Below are 16,708 nucleotides of genomic sequence, written 5' to 3'. Positions count from 1 at the left end.
CAGTGCGCCGGCACGACGCTGAACACCCCGGCCGGCCGATATGTCTCGTCCTGCAATCGATTCTCCAGGCCGCGTCCCAGCCGGGCGCGGGCCCTGCTCATGGAGAGGAAGAGCCTATGGCTCGCTACAGGCTGCGCGGGGTTGCCGGGTGGTTCGCACTCGTCTTCTCGGTCGGCGCGGTGGTCGCACCACCCGCCACGGCGAATCCCCATACCGCCGCCGGGCACGGAGTCACGCTGGTCACCGGTGACCGCGTGCTCGTCGACGGTGACCGGCTCCAGTCCATCACTCCTGGTGCCGGACGGGAGCAGATGTCGCTCCAGGTGTTCCGGCGCGGCGGACGGCTGCACGTGATGCCACATGACGTTGTGCGGCCATTGGCCGACGGACGGCTTGACCCGAGGTTGTTCGACGTGACCGGGTTGATCGACGCCGGGTACGACGACGCGCGGCGCGACACCGTGCCAGTGATCGTGTCCGGCAGTGGCGCGCCCCCAGGGGCGCGGGAGGCGCGACCGCTGCCTGCGGCGCGCGCAGTCGCCGCCGAGGTCCCCAAGAACGGTGGCTGGGCAGGCATACAACGGCTCGGTACGGGCAAAGTGTGGCTGGACGCCGTGCTGCGTCCGACGCTGGACCGCAGCACGGCCCAGGTGGGCGCACCCACGGGGTGGGCGGCCGGCCTGACAGGAACCGGCGTGACCGTGGCGGTGGTGGACACGGGTGTGGACGGGGCCCACCCCGACCTCGCCGGCCGCGAGGTGGCCGAGCGGAACTTCAGCACCGAGCCCGACACAGTCGATCGCTTCGGGCATGGCACGCACGTGGCCGCGACGATCGCGAGCCACGACGCGAAATACCGCGGCGTAGCGCCGGACGCGCGACTGCTGGACGTGAAGGTCTGCGACGTGACCGGCCGCTGCCCTGCCTCCCGTGTCATCGAAGGGATGCGATGGGCCGCCGAACAAGGCGCGCAGGTGGTCAACATGAGCCTCAGCTTCCCGGACTCCGAAGGCCTCGACCCGATGGAGGCCGCGATCGAGGAACTCTCGGCACACAACGGGATGCTGTTCGTCGTCGCGGCCGGCAACGCCGGAGCACGCGGCACCCTGAGGTCGCCAGGCACCACCGACGCCGCGCTCACCGTCGGCGCGGTGGAGCGGGACGACACTCTCGCCTCGTTCTCCAGCCGGGGGCCACGCAGCGGTGACGGCGGCATCAAACCGGACATCACCGCGCCCGGCGTGGACATCGTCGCCGCACGGTCCGCCCAAGGACACGCCGGTACCCCAATCGACGACAAGCACGTCGCTCTATCCGGCACGTCGATGGCCACACCACATGTGGCAGGCGCGGCGGCGTTGCTCAAACAACAGCACCCAGACTGGTCGGGCACACAACTCAAGGCCACGCTGACCGCGGCGGCCCACCCGAACAGCGCACTTACGGCGTACGAGCAAGGAGCCGGCCGCCTGGACGTGGCCGCGGCCCTCACTACAACGATCACCACGGACCCGGTGTCGATCGGAATCGGAGTCGAGTGGCCGCACGACGACGATGTGTCCGCGCCGAAACGCCTGGCGTACCGCAACTCCGGGACAGAGCCGGTGACGCTGGACCTGACCGTGTCGACGAACGGCCCAGACGGCAAGCAACACAACGTGTTCTCGGTAGTCCCTGCGCGGGTAACCGTTCCGGCCGGTGGCCAAGCAGACGTGACGGCGACAGGAGACCCGCGCGCAGCGGCAGCAAATGGCATCTACTCCGGTGCTGTCGTCGCGACCGGGGGAGGGCGTGTGGTCCGTACACCTGTTGCCATGAACCTGGAGGCAGAGACCTACCGAGTGACGTTCGACCACCTCGATTCGGCCGGCGCGCCCGCGAACGACTACTCCACGACTGTGGTGTCGTTGTCGGGCGACCTGATTCGTGTCGTCGCCGATTCCGACGGCACAGGCAGTCTGCGGCTGCCGGCGGGTGACTACATGGTGATGACCGACTTCGGTCTCGACAGCGACCAGCCGGTACTGCTGATGCGGCCCGACCTCCACGTCGGCGCCGACACACGAGTCGTGCTCGACTCACGAACCGCCAAGCCTGTGCGCATCACCCCGCCCGATCCGGCCGCCACGCCCGGCCCGCAGAGCCTGGACGTACAACGGAAGCGCAATGGGGTCAAGGCAGTGCAGACGGTGTACTACCCGAATGGTTTCCCTGCGGGACTGCGCATGGCGCACGCGGGCCCCGTGTTGTCCGGCGCCGAGGACGACGTTCTCATCGCCGCACAGTTCAGCGGCACGGCTGGCCATTACCTGCTTGCCTGGCAGTCGCCCGGCCGGGTGCCGACCGGTTTCGTCCGCAAGCCGCGCGTCGCCGACCTGGCACGCGTCCGCACCACCGTCGGCCCCATCCCGCCCGGCGTCCAGTCGGACTTCGTCGTTGGGCCGACCCTGCCATCGGGACTCGCCTCGCCACTCGGACCGATTCCCGCGACCTCACCGCTGACCACATACGTGACACCGGGCCTGGGCTGGAGCTGGGCGTTGTTCCTGGGCTTCGACGTGTCCCAGTACTCCGCCACCGAGACCTACCAGGCGGGCCGCACTTACGACCAGTCGTTCAACGAGCCGGTCTTCGGGCCCACACTGCCCGCCGGAGGCACATACCTGTTCCGCAACGGCGACGTGATCCAGTCCCTGCTGTGGCCGTTCGGTGATCGTGCCGGACACTTCGGCACGTCCACCACGGCGTCCGCGCGAACCACGCTGACTCGCGACGGCGTCCTCATCGGGGACAGCCCCACCCCCGGCTGGGCCGAGTTCCCGGTGCGGCCGGGCATGGCCACCTACACGCTGGACGTGGCCGCCGACCGTGCGCCAGGGATATCGGACTTCAGCACCCGCGTGGCGTTGAGCTGGACGTTCCGGTCGGACACCACGGCAGGCGAGACACTGCTGCCGCTGTCGGTGGTGCGATTCACCCCGAGGCTCTCGCAGACCGGCACAGCACCAGCTGGGCGAATCCTGGCTGTGCCACTGGTAGTCGATCAGCAGGTGGGCGCGGCCAACCGGCCGTTGCGCCACTTCGCGGTCGAGGCGTCCTTCGACGACGGCGCGTCGTGGAAGACGGTCCCAGTGGCAGGCCGGACCGCGCTAGTGCCCAATCCGCAGCGTCCAGGCGCGTTCGCCTCGCTGCGTGTGCGGGCGACCGACGACCACGGCGGCGAACTACGGCAAACCGTGGTCCGCGCCTACCGCCTCGATTGACGAGTGGAGGACCCATGCGAATGTTCGGAGCCGTCCTGACAAGCCTGCTCCTGCTGACCGGCACAACCCCCGCGATGGCGGAGCCTGTGTGGTCTCCATCATCGATCGTCTGGGGGGCCTGTCCCGATGTGCCGGACGGCGAATGCGGCACTCTGCGTGTTCCGCTGGACTGGAACAGGCCCTGGGGATCATCGATCGACCTCGCGGTGGCCCGGCACAGGGCCACCGACCCGGCGAACCGCCTTGGCGTGCTGCTGGTCAACCCCGGCGGTCCCGGTTCGTCGAACGCCGAGTTCGCGCTCGTGCCGAACTACTTCAGCCCCGAGATCCGGGCCAGATTCGACATCGTCGGGTTCGACCTGCGGGGTACCGGCGGCAGCCGGATCGTCAAGTGCGAGTACTCCGCCAAGCCGCCGAGCAACGAACCGGCCGACGCGGCGCAGTTCGATGCGTTGCGACGCTACAACCAGCAGCTGATCGCGGACTGCCGTGCGCGCAACAGCCCCATCTTCGACCACGCCGACACCGGCATCACGGCCCAGGACATGGAGGCGGTCCGCCGAGCCCTGAGCGAACAGAAGATCAACTACCACGGGATCTCCTACGGGACATTGCTCGGCCAGCAGTACGCCGAGAAGTTCGGCAGCCGGATCCGCGCGATGGTGCTGGACAGCAACATCGACCACAGCGTGGACATTCAGCACTTCACGGCCGACCGGGCCGCCGCGGCCGACGACGTCTTCAGGCAGTTCGTCCAGTGGTGCGACCGCACCACCACGTGCGCACTGCACGGCCAGGACGTCATGGCGACATGGCAGAAGGCGCTTCAGATCGCCGACCAGATGCCGAAGGACCACAACTGGCTGCGGGACTGGGTGTTCAGTGACATGTACGGCCCGGACTGGCAGGACATGGCGCAGATGATCGCCGACACCGCGGCCGGCAAGCCTCCTGCGTCGGCACTGGCCGAGTACAACTACGACTCGATCCGCCTGGCCACCGTCTGCCAGGACTTCGACTTACGAATCAAGGACTTCCGGCAGTACTCGGCCATCCGTGCCGAGGAACTGCGCCAGGGCCCGATCATGCGCGGCGGCAAGCTCGGACACGAGGAAATCACCGCGTGCGCCGGAATCCCCGGCCCGCCGACGAATCCACCCCACCGGTTGAACATCCCCCAAGCCCCCATGGTCCTGCTGCTGAACTCCCTGTACGACCCCGCCACTCCATACGCCTGGGCACGCAACATCCAAAAGCAGGCACCGGCCAACACGGCACTGCTGACCTACGAGGGTGCCGGCCACGCCGTCTACCATCGCAGCGCCTGTACTCGGTCCACAGTGGACGAATATCTGCTGTCGCTGAGGACTCCCCGGCGCGGCGCCACGTGTCCGGCCGTCGAGTAGGCCACACCAGCCGCTTTGTGAAGGACGTGCCAATATTTCAGCCGGGTGTTGGCACGTCCGCGCTGCTGCCGTCCGGACTGGACAGTTAGATCAAATGCCGGGTTGTTTCACTGGGGAGCGGAGCCCGAAAATTCTTTCGGCCCAACCCACTTCCCTGACGACCCGGCATGAATGGGCTGCCGCGGCGGTGCTGCCGCGACGACAACGTCGCCGGCCCGGAGGAAGAAGTGCGTCCGGCCGCGAAGGGCAGCTTCGAGTACCCGTTCACCGACTTCACCAAGACGGTCGGCGGTCGCTGCTCGGCTGCCGTGCAGTGCTCGTGGGATCCCAAACGCCGAACTCCTGGAAGAACAACCGGGCCCAGAACGCGACGCAGTTGTTCTACTTCCTGGGCACCTTCCACGACCACCTGCTGGCCGGCCCGATCGGCTTCACCCGCACCGCCGGCAACTTCGAGGCGGTCGACGGGGACGCGGTGCAGGGACAGTCGGACGACGGCGCGAACACGGCCAACGGCCTGCCCGGCGACCGGTACACCGACAACGCGAACATGCGCACACCGCCGGACGGCACCTCGCCGCGTATGCAGATGTACCTCATCAGTCCGGGCACGCGATCCGTGGCGGGTAACTCCGGCGACGCGTCGGACGTGGTCTACCACGAGTACACCCACGGCCTGTCGAACCGGCTCGTGGTGGACGCGAACGGTTTCTCCACCCTCAACGGCGCGCAGGCCGACGCGATGGGCGAGGGGTGGAGCGACTGGTACGCCGAGGACTTCCTGGTCGACCATGGCCTGGAGAAGGACACGGCAGCCAACGGGGAAATACGGGTCGGCAAGTACTGGACCGCCGGCGGCACGATCCGCTCGCAGCCGCTCGACTGCACCGTCGGCACTCCGGCCACGGCCTGCCCCGGCACCCCAGCGGCCGGCTCCGGCGGCTACACCTACGGCGACTTCGGTCGTCTCTATCCCGAGGTGCACGACGACGGCGAGATCTGGGCGCAGACCCTGTGGGACCTGCGCAAGGCCGTCGGCAGTGCGAAGGCCGAGTCGCTGATCACCAGGGCCATGGAGCTGTCCCCGGAGACACCGTCCTTTTTGGACGAGCGTAACTCGATCCTGCAGGCCGACCTGGTGGTCAACGGAGGGAAGCTGCAGAAGACGATCTTGCAGGTCTTCGCCGGCCGTGGCATGGGCTACTTCGCCGCGGCGACCGACGGCGACGACGGCACGCCGGTCGAGGACTTCTCCATGCCGCCGGCGGCGAACTCGCCGCGTGGCACGCTCACCGGCACGGTCAGGGACCAGGACACCGGCGCACCGGCCGCCGGCATCACGGTTGCCTTCGGCGGTCACGCTTCCGGCCTCGGCGGCGGCCTGGTGGCCACCACGGCCGCGGACGGGACCTACACGATCTCCGGGATCCTGCCGGGCACCTACCCGAAGGTGGTCGCCCGCGGTGGCGGCTACGACCAGACAGAGAAGACGCTGTCGGTGCCGTCGCACACGCTGACCCAGGACTGGACGATCCGCCGGGACTGGGCGGCGGCCAGCGGCGGCGGCTCGGTGGCGAGCTTCACCGGGCCCGACTTCAGCCCGGTCTGCGGCCCCGGCAACATGATCGATCACGCCCACCCCGGTGACACTGGCCGCGGGCACCGGCAAAGGCGTCGAGTACATCCGGTACACGATGCTGACCACACAAGGCCAGGATGCCGGGCCGCCCTGTGACCCCAGCGCACCCACGCTCGGCTGCTTCTTCATCAGCAGCACCGAGCTGTCTGTCTACGGAACGCCTGCGTAGGCCCAGGTGAATACCGGCCGCCGCGATCGGCGGCGGCCGGTTCGGTACTACCGGGCTTTCTTGAGGCTCGTCAGGGCTCGACACCCCAGGAGAGGGTGCCGCCGGAATAGGCGGTGACGCGGTCGAAATCGGTGAGCGAGTTGCTCGTCCGATAGCTGTGGTCGTCGGCCTGGTTGAAGGTGGACCAGTTGGTCTTCGCCACGCGCAGCTGGATCTCGCCGGTACTCGCGCCGGGCGCGAGGCTGCCTGAGGTGAAGGAGACCTCCAGATAGGCGTCGGCACCGGTTCGGGCCGTGCCCAGTTTGACGACCTGTGCCCTGATGTTGGCGCACCCCATCTGCGCCCAGTCGCACCACACTTGGTAGCTGGGTGAGGAAGCGTCGCCGGTGAACCAGTACCGCAGCGTCACGGTGGTCAAACCGACGCTTGTCGTGCCGCGGTTTGTTGCCTGAAGGGTGGCCCCGATCTGGTTCGACGACGCCGAGCCGGTTCCCTTGTGTTGCACGGTAAGGGTGCTCGCGGTCGCCGGTGTGGTGCGCACGGTGATGGGGACGGCGGCCGAGACGTTGCCGGAGGAGTCCTTGGCGCGCACCGAGAATGTGTAGGAGGTGTCCGGCGTCAGGCCGGTGACCTGCAGGCTCGTCGTAGTGGGGGAGCCCACCACGGTCGTGCTGTTGAGCACCTCGTAGCCGCTCACGCCCACGTTGTCCGTGGACGCTGTCCAGCTCAGGCTCACGCTGGTGCTGCCGATGGAGGATGCCCTCAAACCGGTTGGCGCGGTTGGTGGCTCGGTGTCGATGGGGGTGTCGGCGGTGCGGACGTTGATCGCACTGCTTGCTGCGGAGACGTTGCCCGCCCCGTCCTTGGCCCGCACGGCGAACGAGTAGGATGTGTTCGGCGTCAGACCTGTTGCCTGGTAGGTGGTTCCGGTGGTCGAAGCGATGACTGTGCCACCACGCAACACATCGTAACCGGTGACCCCGACGTTGTCGGTGGACGCGGCCCAGCTCAAGGTGACACTGCTGCCGGACACCGCCGAAGCCGTCAACGCCGTGGGGACACTGGGTGCCTCACGATCGATCGTGCCGGTCGGCTCGTTGCCCCAGACCACCTTTCCGTCCTGGCGTAGCACGATCCCGTCGGTCTGGACGACCGTGTTGCCGGTGCCCAGGCCCGCGTAGGACCAGTCGTTGGCCGGGTTCCACGTACCGGAGCTGGTGATACGGAACTGGACTTCCTTGCGGTAGGCCGATTGCCCGGCCGGCGAGACGCCGGTACAGGGGATCTCCACGTAGTACACCGAGCCGCTGTATTGAGTCGGTGCGCTTGGCGTGCCGCATTGGTTGTAGTTGGTGTTGATGGCGAGCTGGCTGGGTGTGGTGGCGTCGTCGAGCGTGAAGTAGTAGCGCAGTGTTCCGTTGAAAATCCGTGCGGGCCAAGCACTCTTGTTGAGCACGAACGCCTTGATCTCGGTGAACTGGGTATTGCTCTGGTTCACCGACGCCTGCACGGTCAGCTCAGTGCTGTCCGGGGTCTCCGCCACCGGGAAGTTCGCGAGCGGGGTGCCGCCGTATTCCTTGTACAGCCGGGCAAGCGCACTGGTGAAGCCGGCGTTGTAGTCCAGTGCGACCTCGTTCATCACGTAGTCGCTGCGGCTGTCGGTGTAGGCGTCGTCGTTGGACTTGGGACCGCCGACGAGGGCTCCGTAAAGGATATGCCTGCTGACGGCCGGCTCCTGGATGTTGTCGGCCCAGGACCCGTGTGCCGTGCGGTGGTGCGGGTTGCGCGGCGGGTTGGCGCCGAAACCGATGAGGTAGCTGGAGTTGCGCGGGTTGTCACCGAGCGCGTAGTTGACCTGCCGCGCGCCGAAGTCGTGATAGGTCTTGGCTCTGGCACTGTCCCGGGTGGACAGCCAGTCGGAGTACACCAGGGCGGCGAACGCGGTGTTGGCCGCGTAACGCAGTGAGCCCCAGGTGTCGAGCACCGCCTGGCCGCCGGGGGAGTAGCGGATCCGGTTGCCGTTGTACCCCGTGGTCCAGAAGTCCAACCAGCGGTTCGCGTCGCTGATGTAGGTCTGCTCGCCGGTCAGCTTGGCCATCAACACGTAGGCACCGTATGACTTGTCGTCCCACACGATGGTCCACTTGTAGGACCGTTCAGGGCTTTGCGGCTCGGTCGAGAGCTTCAGGTACTCCGCTTTGGCCTTGGTCAGGTACGCCGCGTCGCCTGTGGCGCGGTACAGCCAGATTGCGCCCCACACCAGCTCGTCCTGGTAGCCGCTCCAGGAGTTGTAGAACTTGGCGGCGTCGGTGATGCAGTCGGAGTACTCGCCGCGGTAGGTGTCGGCGAAGGTGAAGAGCTGCTTGGCGTGCGTGAGCAGCGTCCCGGCGTAGGCCGGATCGCTCTCCTTGAACACCATCGACGCCGAGGCCATCGCGGCGGCGTACTCGCCCGCGAGATCCGAGCCCGGACACGATGTGTCCACTTTGTACGATGGGCGGGCCATCGCCATCACCTCGGCCGAACCCCACCAGGCGTGGTCCGGATCGCCCGCGCCGACCTGGCCGTAGACCACGTTCGCCGACGGGTGCGCCTTGATGATCCAGTCGGTGCCCCACCTTAGGTTCGCCATCAGATGCGAGAGCTGGCCGGAACCCGCGTAGGCGTCCCGGTTCTCCACCGCGCCCCAGGCGAGCATCGACATGCTGAACGCGAAGGGCAGCCCGAACTTCACATGGTCGCCCGCGTCGTAGAAGCCGCCGGAGAGATCGCGCCCGACGTCACTGCCGTCGCGCAGCGCCGAGTCACCGCGCCAGCTGACGCGGTTGTCCGCGGGTAATTTGCCGGAGCGTTGGGCGTCGTAGAACCAGATGGACTTCTGCAGCGCCTCCCCGTAGTTGAATGCCGGCGCCGCCGACGCGACCGATGGCAGTGGGCCGATCAGACCCGCGAGCAGGGCGACGAGGACGGTCGTCACCACTCTCGACATGCGACTTTGCACGTGAGCCTCCGATTTGCAGGGTTCGGGACGCGCGGAGGTGTGTCAGATGCTCGAGTTCTGGGAGCGCTCCCAGGATCGCAGCGTAATAGCAAGAGGTCACCGTGAGAAGAGGGACGAGCGAGAACCTGGGAGCGCTCCCAGACCCCGGGATGCGGCGCCGTATACGTTGTCATCGGGGCCGGTCACCGATGTGGACCGCAGCTTATGCGGGTGCGAGGGGTGTCAGCCGCCGGAATGCTTCCCGCTCAGCACGGGCTCTGCCGGTTCGGCCGCCGGTGTCTTGGCTCGCCGCTTCGCCCGTCGTTCCGAGGCTCCTTCGACGATCGTGTACAGGGTCGGTACGAGCACGAGGGTCAGCAGCGTCGAACTGATGAGACCGCCGATGACCACGATCGCCAGTGGCTGCGAGATGAAGTCGCCGCTCTGGGTGAAGCCCAGGGCCATCGGGCTCAGAGCGCAGATCGTGGCCACGGCGGTCATGAGGATCGGGCGTAGCCGTCGCAGTCCGCCCTCGACCACCGCCTCGTGGACGCCCATGCCCTGGGCGCGGTACTGGTTGATCAGGTCCATGAGCACGATCGCGTTGGTCACCACGATGCCGATCAGCATCAGCAGCCCGATCAGCCCCGGCAGGCCCAGGGCGGTCCCGGTGAGCACCAGCAGCAGCACCGCCCCGGTCGCCGCGAACGGGACCGAGACCAGCAGGATGAGCGGCTGGACAATGCTGCGGAACGTGGCCGCCATGATCAGGAACACCAGCAGGACCGCGGCGGCCAGTGCCAGGCCGAGGTCGTTGAACGCCACCGTCAGATCGGCACTGACCCCGCCGATGGTGTAGGTGGCACCGGCCGGGAGCTTCAGCGCGGCCAGCCGGGCCGCCAGATCGTCGGTGACGGCGCCGGTGTCGGAGGTGTCCGGCGTGCCGGTGATCGAGGCGAACCGCGCACCGTCGATGTGGGTGATCTGCACCGGCCCTTCGACCCGCTGCACGGTGGCGAGCGCGTCGAGGCGGACCGGGCCGGACGACGTCGGCACCTGCATGGCGCCCAGCGCGGCCAGGTCGACCGGTGCCGTACCGGTGCGCAGCACGATGTCGCGCTGCCTGCCGTCGATGGTGGCAGAGGTGAGGTTCACCCCGCGGTACACCGTCGAGACGTGTTCGGCGATTGTGGTGTCGCTGAGGCCGTAGCGGGCGGCCGCCTCCCGGTTGACGGTGATGTCGATCCGTGGCGCGCTGGCCGCGAGGTTGCTGGTCACGTTGATGACCTTCGGCGTGGCGGCCACGGCCGCGCGGACCTGTTCGGTGGCGTCGGCGAGCGTGGCCGGGTCGGAGGAGCGGACGACGACCTCCAGCCCGTTGGAGCTGCTGCCCATGTCGTCGCCGACCCCGACCATGGTCTTGCCGATGTCGGCCACCGTCGCGAGCCGGTCCCGCACCTTCGCCATGAACGCCGTGAGCTCCGTGCCGTCCTTCACGGTGACCGTGAAGGTGGCCTCGCCGCCGTTGCTCGCCTCACCGAAGGTGCCGGAGCTGCCGGAAGCGCCGATCGTCACCTGTGAGTTGGCGATCTCCGGGTACTCGGTCAGGATCTTCTCCACCTTCCGCGCCGCGGTGTCGGTGGCCGCGAGGCTCGTGCCGACCGGCATCTTCTGCGACACGCTGACCGTGGTCGTGTCGCTCTGGTCGAGGTAGTTGATCTGTAGCTGGGTGGCCAGGCCTGCCGTGCCGAGGAAGATCAGAGCGCCGATCACCAGGGTCGTCAGCCGCCGCCGGGTGGCGAACTTGATCACCGGCACGTAGATCCGCTGCAACCGGCTGCGCCGTTCCTTTTCGGACGCCTCCTGGTGGATCCGGTCGCGCTCCTGCGGTGACGTACCGGCGGCTGGCGGGCGCAGGAACCAGTACGCGAACGCGGGCACGATGGTGAGTGCGACCAGCAGGGATGTCAGCAGCGCCACGGTGATGGTGATCGCGAACGGCCCGAACACCTGCCCGATGAAGCCGCCGATGAACGCGATCGGCAGGAACACCGCGACCGTGGTGAGCGTCGAGGACACGACCGCGCCGGTGACCTCGCGGACGCCGGTGAGCACCGCCTCACGTTTCGGTGTCCCGTAGCTGAGGTGGCGTTTGATGTTCTCCAGCACCACGATCGAGTCGTCGACGACGCGGCCGACGGCGATGGTCAGCGCCCCCAGGGTGAACAGGTTGAGCGTGTAGCCCCGCGCCCAGAGCACGATCAGGGCGATCACCAGCGACACCGGGATGGACAGCGCGGTCACCAGCGTCGAGCGCAGCGACATCAGGAAGACCAGGATCACGATCACGGCGAACCCGAGGCCCAGCGTGCCCTCGGTGGTCAGCCCTTCGACGGCCTTCTCGATGGACGGCGCGCTGTCGGAGGTGATGGTGAGCTTGGCGTCCCCGCCGAGCTCGCGCTGAAGATCGGGCAACAGGGCGTGGATGTCGTGCGAGATCGACACCGCGTTCCCGTCGGGGAGCATTGTCACCGACAGGCCGATGCTCGGCTGGCCATCGACTCGGGCGAGCGAGGTGACCTCGTCGGGCACCAACTCGACGGTCGCGACGGAGCTGAGCCGCACCGGGGCGCGTGCAGGTGCAGTGGATTGCCCCGTCTTCTGCCCCTCCTTCTGCCCGCCCGCCTGGCTTTCCGATTGGCTTTCCGGGGCCACGAACAGGTTGCGGACGTCGTCCACGGTGCGCAGGGCGGCGCCGACCTGGATCGAGAGCGACTCTTTCTGTTGTGTCAGCGTGCCGGCCGGAGCCGCCGAGCCGTTGGAGCGCAGCACTTCGGTGACTGCCGCGGTGGTCACTCCGGCGGCGGCGGCCTTCGCCGGGTCGAGAGTGACCCTGACGTGGTCGGTGGTGTCGCCGACGAGTTCAACCCCGCGAACCCCCTTGACGCCCTGGAACTTCGGCACGACCGCCTGGCGGAGCCGTTCGGTGAACGCCCGCGGGTCGGCGGTGCCTGCCGCCGATATCTGCATGATCGGGACGTTCTCGAAGGAACCGGCGCTCACCTGCGGGTTGCTTCCCGCGGGCAGCTGTCCGGTGATGCGGGCGACCGCGGACTGCAATCGGCTGACCATGTCGTCGGCCGGTGTGCTGTAGTCGAACGCCACCTCGACGGTCGTGTACCCCTCACGGGAGACCGAGGTAACCGTGCCTGCACCGCTGACCGACTTCACTGCGGTCTCGATCGGTGTCGTGAGCTGCTGCGCGACGATCTCCGGTGGCGCGCTGGGGAGCTCCGCCGTGACCACTGCCACGGGCAGCGCCAGTGACGGCAGGAGCTGCTGCTTGAGCTGCGGGATGGTGTACACGCCGAAGCCGAGCACTATCAGCGTGATGAGCGCGACCAGCCCCCGGTTCGCGAGGCTCAACCGAGCCAGTTTGGACATAATCGTGGGTCCCTCGAGTCAGTCGAATCTTGGGCGTTTCTTCGGCGTTCACCATCGCGGGACCGACCGCCTGCGCGCGTCGTCCTGGCGCGGTCAGCTCACCGCTGCGGACGCAGTGCCCCGGATGCCGGGCTACCGCATCCGGAGCGATCCGGGTACCGCGCATGGATGACGCCCGGACCAACCACGCTCCTTACGATGGAAACCATGGGATTTGCCGGTTTGCGGGTGACCGCCGGGCGTCATCCACGGTGGACGGACACCGTGGCCGGGCTCGTCTTGGGCGCGTTGTCGATCGTCACCGCGCGTTTCTCCCCGCTCGGGGAGCCCCCGCAGGAGATCAACGGGTATCACGTCGTCGCCGCGGTGGTGGTGTTGGTCGCCGTCGCGTGCCGACCCGGAGCCGTTCGAGCCTTTGAACCTGGCCGACGTGGTCGACAGTGCCGTCATCCGTGCCCGCGCCCGTTGGCCGCGGGTCATCTTCGCCGTCTCCACTGTGCCCGCTGCCATGAACGGTCAGCCGGGCGGATTGGCAGTTCGCCGCAAGGAGGCGGAAGACGCGGCCGCTGCGCTGGGTGCGGAGATGCGCTTCTTCGATGTGGGGGACTATCCGCTGCGTGAGGCCCCGGAGGTGGTGGACCGGCTCGTGCACGTCTACCGCGAGGTGGCGCCGACGGTGGTGCTCACCCATACCCTGGCTGATCCGTACAACGGCGACCATCCGGCTGCCGCCAGAATGGCGCTGCAGGCGAGAGTGCTCGCCCAGGCCATCGGGTACGGCGCCCCCGGCGAACCGCTCGGCGCCCCGCCGGTGTTCTTCTTCGAGCCGCACCAGCCGGAGCAGTGCGACTTCCGGCCGGACGTGCTGCTGGACATCACGCCGGTCTTCGCCCGCAAGCGCAAGGCGATGGAGTGCCTGCCCGCGCAGGAGCACATGTGGGAGTACTACACCGATCTCGCGAAACGGCGGGGCGTGCAGCTGCGGCGCAACGTGGGGCCGAATCTGGGCTTGCCGCACAACACCATGGGTGAGGCCTATGTGCGGCTCTACCCGCAAGTCACCGGTGTCCTGTCGTGAAGGGCTTCATCGTCACCGATCCGCCGCGGGCAGCGGCGGCCGACGTCGAGGCGTTGACGGAGTTCGGCGTGGCGACCGTGCACGAAGCGATCGGGCGCGACGGTTACCTTGGCCCGGACCTGCGGCCTGTCCAGAGCGGTGCCCGCATCGGGGGTACGGCCGTGACCGTGCTCTGCTGGCCAGGCGACAACCTGATGATCCACGCGGCTGTCGAGCAATGCCAGCGCGGTGACGTGCTCGTGGTGACTACGACATCACCGTGCCGCGACGGGCTGTTCGGCGAGCTGTTCGCCACCGCGTTGCAGCATCGAGTGCGCGGCGTGGTTACGACCACCGGCATACGCGACGTCGCTGAATTGCGTGCAATGGGCTTTCCAACGTGGTCTGCAGCGGTCAGTGCTCAAGGAACCGTCAAGGCCACTGCGGGCGCGGTGAACGTACCGATCGTCGTGGGCGGCCAGACCATCCACCCAGGCGATGCCGTGCTGGCCGATGACGACGGAGTCCTGTGCGTGCCCCGGCAGGCGACCTACAACGCGGTGCGGGCCGCACGCGGGCGGGCGGCGAAAGAAACATCCACCCGCGAGGCCTTTCGCACGGGCGAGCTGGGACTCGACCGGTATGGCCTGCGGCAGACACTCAAGAACCTCGGCGTGGAGTACCTGACCGCTGAGGAATACCGGTGGAGGCAGTCGTGAGCGCCGGGCTGAGCTGCATGCTGATGCGTGGCGGAACATCCAAGGGCGCCTACTTCCTCGCCGGCGACCTGCCCAGCGACCCGGACGCTCGCGACGACCTGCTGCTGCGGATCATGGGCACACCTGATCCCAGCCAGATCGACGGACTCGGCGGGGCGCATCCGGTCACCAGCAAGGTGGCGATCGTGTCGCCGGCAGGCGAATCCGACCGCGACGTGGACTACCTGTTCCTGCAGCTGGGGGTCGGCGAACCGACCGTCTCCGGCAAGCAGACCTGTGGCAACCTGCTGGCCGGTGTCGGGCAGTTCGCTGTCGAGCGTGGCCTGGTGCCCGCCTCGGCCCATCGCACCACGGTCCGCATCAGGCTGGTCAACACCGGCACGATCGCCGTCTCGACTTTCCCGACGCCCCAAGGCGCGGTGAACTACGCCGGCACCACGGCCATCTCCGGTGTGCCTGGCACAGCCGCCCCGGTCGAACTGGATTTCACCGAGACCGAAGGGTCCGTGTGCGGCAGCCTGCTGCCCACCGGCAACCTGCGTGAGGAGATCGACGGTGTCCCGGTCACGTGTGTCGACAATGGAATGCCCGTTGTCGTCGCCCGGGCGACCGACTTCGGGATCACCGGCTACGAGTCCGCCGAAGAACTGGCGTCCGACACCGGACTCACCGACCGGATCCAGTCGCTACGCACGAAAGCCGGTGCACGCATGGGGCTTGGTGACGTCACGGGCACCTCCGTACCCAAGACCACCCTGGTCGCAGCCCCACGCGACGAAGGCGCGATCTGCACGAGGACCTTCATCCCGGTGCGGCCGCACCCGTCGATAGGAGTGCTGGGAGGCGTCAGCGTGGTGACCGCGTTGTTGCTGCCCGGCGCGGTGGGCAGCGAGCTCGTCGTCCCGCCCGCGGCGGGCGAGCCCGTCGAGATCGAGCACCCCACCGGGAAACTCGCTGTGGCTGTGGACCTCGACGACTCCGTGCCGCCCAGGGTGCGACGGTCGACCGTGATACGCACGGCCAGGAAACTCTTCGACGGCACCGTCTTTCCCCGTTCCTGAAAGGAGGCGGCGATGCCCGCACTTCGCCACGAGATCGCGCACGTCGGTCACGTCGAACTGCTCACGCCAGAACCGGAACAGAGCCTGGATTTCTTCGTCCGCGTACTGGGACTGACCGAGAACGGCTCCGACGGCGACTCGGTCTACCTGCGCACGTGGGACGACTACGAGCACCACAGCCTCAAACTCACCGCGTCGGCGACCTCCGGTGTCGGCCGCACCGGAATGCGTGCCGCGAGCGCGGAAGCGTTGAACAGACGCGTGGCCGCGATCGAGGAGCGCGGCCTGGGCATCGGCTGGACCGACGGCGATCCCGGCATCGGCCCGGCGTATGTCTTCCGCGACCCGGACGGGCACGAGATGGAGCTGTACTGGGAAAGCGAGTGGTACCAACCACCTGAACAACTGCGCCCGGCGCTGAAGAACCAGGCTCAGGCGTATCCGGCGCGCGGAGTGTGCGTCCGCCGTCTCGACCACGTCAACTACCTGGCAGCGGACGCGGCCACCAACGGCCAGTTCATCTGCGACGTCCTCGGCGGGCGAGTCACCGAACAGATCATGCTCGACACAGGTGTGATCTCGGGACAGTGGACGCACTTCGCACAGAAGTCCTATGACCTCGTCTACACCAACGACTGGACCCACTCCAGCGGCCGGCTGCACCACATCGCCTTCGCCACCGACACCCGCGAGGACATCCTGCGCGCCGCCGACATCGCCCTCGACCACGGCGTGTTCATCGAAACCGGACCACACAAACACGCGATCCAGCAAACGTTCTTCCTGTACGTCTACGAACCGGGCGGAAACCGGATCGAGCTGTGCAACCCCACCGCCCGCCTGATCTTCGCCCCGGACTGGCAGCCGCTCACCTGGACCGAAGCCGAGCGCGCCAAAGGACAGGCATGGGGCCTGAAGACCATCGAGACCTTCCACACGCACGGCACTCCACCGGTCGGCGAGCGGTGAG

9 protein-coding genes are annotated in these 16,708 nt (G+C 67.9%); 7 read left to right on the top strand and 2 right to left on the bottom strand.

Annotated elements, in window-relative coordinates; all coding sequences use genetic code 11:
* Positions 1–116: 116 nt before the first annotated feature.
* The 3 genes from JOF56_RS42840 to JOF56_RS42830 all read left to right on the top strand — a co-directional run bounded on the left by JOF56_RS42840 (position 117) and on the right by JOF56_RS42830 (position 6,404).
* Positions 117–3,263 (top strand): S8 family serine peptidase, encoded by a 3,147-nt coding sequence (locus JOF56_RS42840; protein WP_209645291.1) that lies wholly within the window; start codon positions 117–119, stop codon positions 3,261–3,263.
* Positions 3,264–3,277: 14 nt separating this feature from the next.
* Positions 3,278–4,669 carry an alpha/beta hydrolase gene (locus JOF56_RS42835; RefSeq protein ID WP_245378622.1) on the top strand — a complete coding sequence of 464 codons (1,392 nt, stop codon included), beginning with the start codon at positions 3,278–3,280 and terminating at the stop codon, positions 4,667–4,669.
* Between the two features lie 319 nt (positions 4,670–4,988).
* Positions 4,989–6,404: a M36 family metallopeptidase gene (locus tag JOF56_RS42830; RefSeq protein ID WP_209645290.1), complete on the top strand. Its 1,416-nt coding sequence runs from the start codon at positions 4,989–4,991 to the stop codon at positions 6,402–6,404.
* A gap of 143 nt (positions 6,405–6,547) precedes the next feature.
* Here JOF56_RS42830 and JOF56_RS42825 read toward each other — a convergent pair whose 3' ends face one another.
* Positions 6,548–9,466 (bottom strand): glycoside hydrolase family 9 protein, encoded by a 2,919-nt coding sequence (locus tag JOF56_RS42825; RefSeq protein WP_209645289.1) that lies wholly within the window; start codon positions 9,464–9,466, stop codon positions 6,548–6,550.
* A gap of 234 nt (positions 9,467–9,700) precedes the next feature.
* Entirely contained in the window at positions 9,701–12,901 is a 3,201-nt protein-coding gene (locus tag JOF56_RS42820) for an efflux RND transporter permease subunit (RefSeq protein ID WP_209645288.1), read from the bottom strand.
* Between the two features lie 430 nt (positions 12,902–13,331).
* On the opposite strand from JOF56_RS42820, the gene JOF56_RS42815 reads away from it, so the two are divergent.
* Genes JOF56_RS42815 through JOF56_RS42800 form a run of 4 tightly spaced genes read left to right on the top strand, consistent with a single transcriptional unit; the run spans position 13,332 to position 16,707 of the window.
* Positions 13,332–13,979, top strand: coding sequence for a PIG-L deacetylase family protein (locus JOF56_RS42815; protein ID WP_307855508.1), 648 nt, complete (start codon positions 13,332–13,334; stop codon positions 13,977–13,979).
* Positions 13,976–14,677, top strand: coding sequence for a 4-carboxy-4-hydroxy-2-oxoadipate aldolase/oxaloacetate decarboxylase (locus JOF56_RS42810; RefSeq protein WP_209645287.1), 702 nt, complete (start codon positions 13,976–13,978; stop codon positions 14,675–14,677). The genes JOF56_RS42815 and JOF56_RS42810 overlap by 4 nt, the downstream gene beginning before the upstream one ends.
* Positions 14,662–15,738, top strand: a complete 1,077-nt coding sequence (locus JOF56_RS42805; RefSeq protein WP_307855507.1) for a 4-oxalomesaconate tautomerase — start codon at positions 14,662–14,664, stop codon at positions 15,736–15,738. Before JOF56_RS42810 ends, JOF56_RS42805 begins: the two co-directional genes overlap by 16 nt.
* 12 nt (positions 15,739–15,750) lie before the next feature.
* The gene (locus tag JOF56_RS42800) at positions 15,751–16,707 is read left to right on the top strand and encodes a catechol 2,3-dioxygenase (RefSeq protein WP_209645286.1); all 957 of its coding nucleotides are present in this window, start codon (positions 15,751–15,753) and stop codon (positions 16,705–16,707) included.
* The last annotated feature ends 1 nt before the right edge of the window (position 16,708 follow it).

This window comes from Kibdelosporangium banguiense (assembly GCF_017876405.1).
GTDB classification, from domain to species: domain Bacteria; phylum Actinomycetota; class Actinomycetes; order Mycobacteriales; family Pseudonocardiaceae; genus Kibdelosporangium; species Kibdelosporangium banguiense.
Note: the sequence above shows the minus strand (reverse complement) of the source record. Positions and strands in the feature narration are given on the sequence as shown.